Source organism: Bacillota bacterium (assembly GCA_040754675.1).
Taxonomy (GTDB): Bacteria; Bacillota; Limnochordia; order Limnochordales; family Geochordaceae; genus Geochorda.
On the sequence record JBFMCJ010000671.1, the window covers coordinates 1 to 2,056 of the forward strand.

Annotated in this window: 5 protein-coding genes; all 5 read right to left on the minus strand. The window is 69.2% G+C overall.

The window, feature by feature from the left end:
- Positions 1 to 133, minus strand: a 133-nt coding sequence (locus AB1609_22335; protein ID MEW6049173.1) for a laccase domain-containing protein, incomplete at its 3' end; no start/stop codon positions are given.
- A gap of 5 nt (positions 134 to 138) precedes the next feature.
- Complete coding sequence (gene nrdR / locus AB1609_22340; protein ID MEW6049174.1) at positions 139 to 621, minus strand: transcriptional regulator NrdR; 483 nt, start codon at positions 619 to 621, stop codon at positions 139 to 141.
- 39 nt (positions 622 to 660) lie between these two features.
- A complete protein-coding gene (locus AB1609_22345) occupies positions 661 to 936 on the minus strand; it encodes a YlmC/YmxH family sporulation protein (GenBank protein MEW6049175.1) in 276 nt (91 codons plus the stop codon).
- 106 nt (positions 937 to 1,042) lie between these two features.
- Positions 1,043 to 1,798 carry a stage II sporulation protein R gene (locus AB1609_22350; GenBank protein ID MEW6049176.1) on the minus strand — a complete coding sequence of 252 codons (756 nt, stop codon included), beginning with the start codon at positions 1,796 to 1,798 and terminating at the stop codon, positions 1,043 to 1,045.
- Positions 1,795 to 2,056, minus strand: a 262-nt coding sequence (locus tag AB1609_22355) for a sigma-70 family RNA polymerase sigma factor (GenBank protein MEW6049177.1), incomplete at its 5' end; no start/stop codon positions are given. The genes AB1609_22350 and AB1609_22355, both read right to left, overlap by 4 nt.

Sequence of the window (2,056 nt, forward strand, 5' to 3'; positions counted from 1 at the left end):
CGATCTGCTCGATGGTTCGCCGCCGGTTGAGCGCCACGTGATCGGGGTCGTCGCCGACCGAGGCGGATAGGTTCAACCACCGGAAAGGCCCCTGGCTTACGCCGCCCCGCCGGTCCGTGAAGTGCCAGACCACCCGCCTCACCGGCCCTCGGGCCCCTCCGCCGGGCGTCTCTTGCCCAACAGTTGCTCCACCTCGGCGACGAATCCGGTTACGTCCTTGAACTCTCGGTACACCGATGCAAACCGCACGTAGGCCACGGGGTCCAGCCTCCGTAACTCGGCCATGACCAGTTCCCCGATGAGCCGGGAAGGCACCTCGACCTCTCCCTGCCCCCGCACTGCCCGCTCGACGCGATCGACCAGTTCCTCTATCCGCACGGCGGGGATGGGCCGCTTTTCGCACGCCTTCATGACGCCTGCCAGGACCTTCTGCCGCGAGAACGGCTCCCGCCGCCCGTCCTTCTTGACAACCATCAGGGGTAGCTCCTCGAGCCGCTCGTAGGTGGTGAACCGCCGGCCGCACGCGGGGCATTCCCGGCGCCGGCGCACGGCGGTACCCTCCTCCGTGAGGCGCGAATCGATGACCCGCGTATCCGGCTGGGAGCAGAAAGGACACCTCAAGACGCGCTTGTCGCCCCGTGCCTCATCTTACCACAGGGCTTAGGCTGGGGAATCACTTCCAGGCCGTGGGGTGATGCTGCCCGGCTGGTCCACCAGGATTACGTCGATGCCAATCTTGACGATATCCTGCCAGGGGATCTCGATGTCGCGTTCTCTGGATCGAAACCACCCGGGCCGGCCGCTCGCGGGCAGGATGAGGGATCGAATGCGTCCTGATTCCACGTCGACGTCCAGGTCGTAGAGGTTGCCCAGCCGCCGCCCGTCGGCCATGTTGATGACGTCTTTCGCCCGCAGATCCGACGCCCGCACCTTCACCCCGGCTCCCCCTGAACGCTCGAGCGGTGCAGGGTCTTCTACCACGTTCCATTCCTATGGGCGCAAGACGGAGTGGACGTCCTGGCGGGGCGGGAAATCGGGGTACCTAGAACCAGTGCCAGGGGAGAAGCCACGCCCACCATGGCCTGGGCCCGGCTTTCCCGTTCGAGGCGGGCGGCGCGGCGGGGCCCGTGCCAGGGCCGGCTGCTGCGCCGCCCGCCTGGGCAGGGGCTGCGTGCGCGCTGGGAAGGTCGGCCTCGTCAGGCGGCTCGACCGGGCAGAGGGACGGGAACACCACGCACCACCAGTTGCGGCCCCTCCCGCTGCCGATGATCACCCGAACGGTTCTGTACCAGCCGGCCGGGTAGATCTGCCCCTCCGGCCCTGCCGTCACCGGAAAGTACGTGAGGCCGGTCTCCACCCGTACGGAGGCGGGCAAAAGAGCGGCAAGGCGTCCCTCCGGCGTCGCCCGGGCTGCCCGGGCCAGGCGATCTCGGTTGTGCCCCAGGTACGAAAGGAAGCGGTCCGGATCCTCGTGCGCCCAGGCGGGGGCCTCCTCGTACAGCCGCTTCAGTTCCAGCAGGACGGCCCTGGCCACCCGGAGCTTGACGCGCTGGTCCTCCTGGCGGTCACTGTGCGCGATGACGTGCAGCCGCACGATGGCCGGCGAGCTCCCCCACAGGGCGTCCGGCAGGGAGCTCTCCTGCGTGCGCGCCGGCTCGCCCGGCGCAGCCGGCGGCGCCGGCGCGTCTGCCGCCGCCGAAGCCGCCGCGGCCACGCATCCGAGTATTGCCAGCGCCACGCACCCGAAGAGGCGGGCTTTCATGGTCGTGGGTGCCCCTGCTCCCTGCCCTTCCGTCATCCGGCCATGTGCCGCCGGAGTTGCTTCAGCGCGGCCTTCTCCAGCCGGGAGACCTGCGCCTGGGAGATGCCGATGGCCTCGGCCACCTCCATCTGCGTCCGGCCTTCGAAGAAACGCATGCGCAGTATCCGTTGCTCCCGGGGGCCGAGCCGGTTCATGGCCTCCCGGATGGAGATCCCTTCCAGCCACACGCCATCCGGGTTCGGGTCGTCGCTGACCTGGTCCATCACGTAGATGGGGTCCCCGCCGTCGTGGTAG

What these genes read in the sequence shown, in the direction of transcription:
- AB1609_22350 (MEW6049176.1), bottom strand. Translation starts at nt 1,798, where the DNA reads ATGACGGAAGGGCAGGGAGCAGGGGCACCCACGACCATGAAAGCCCGC.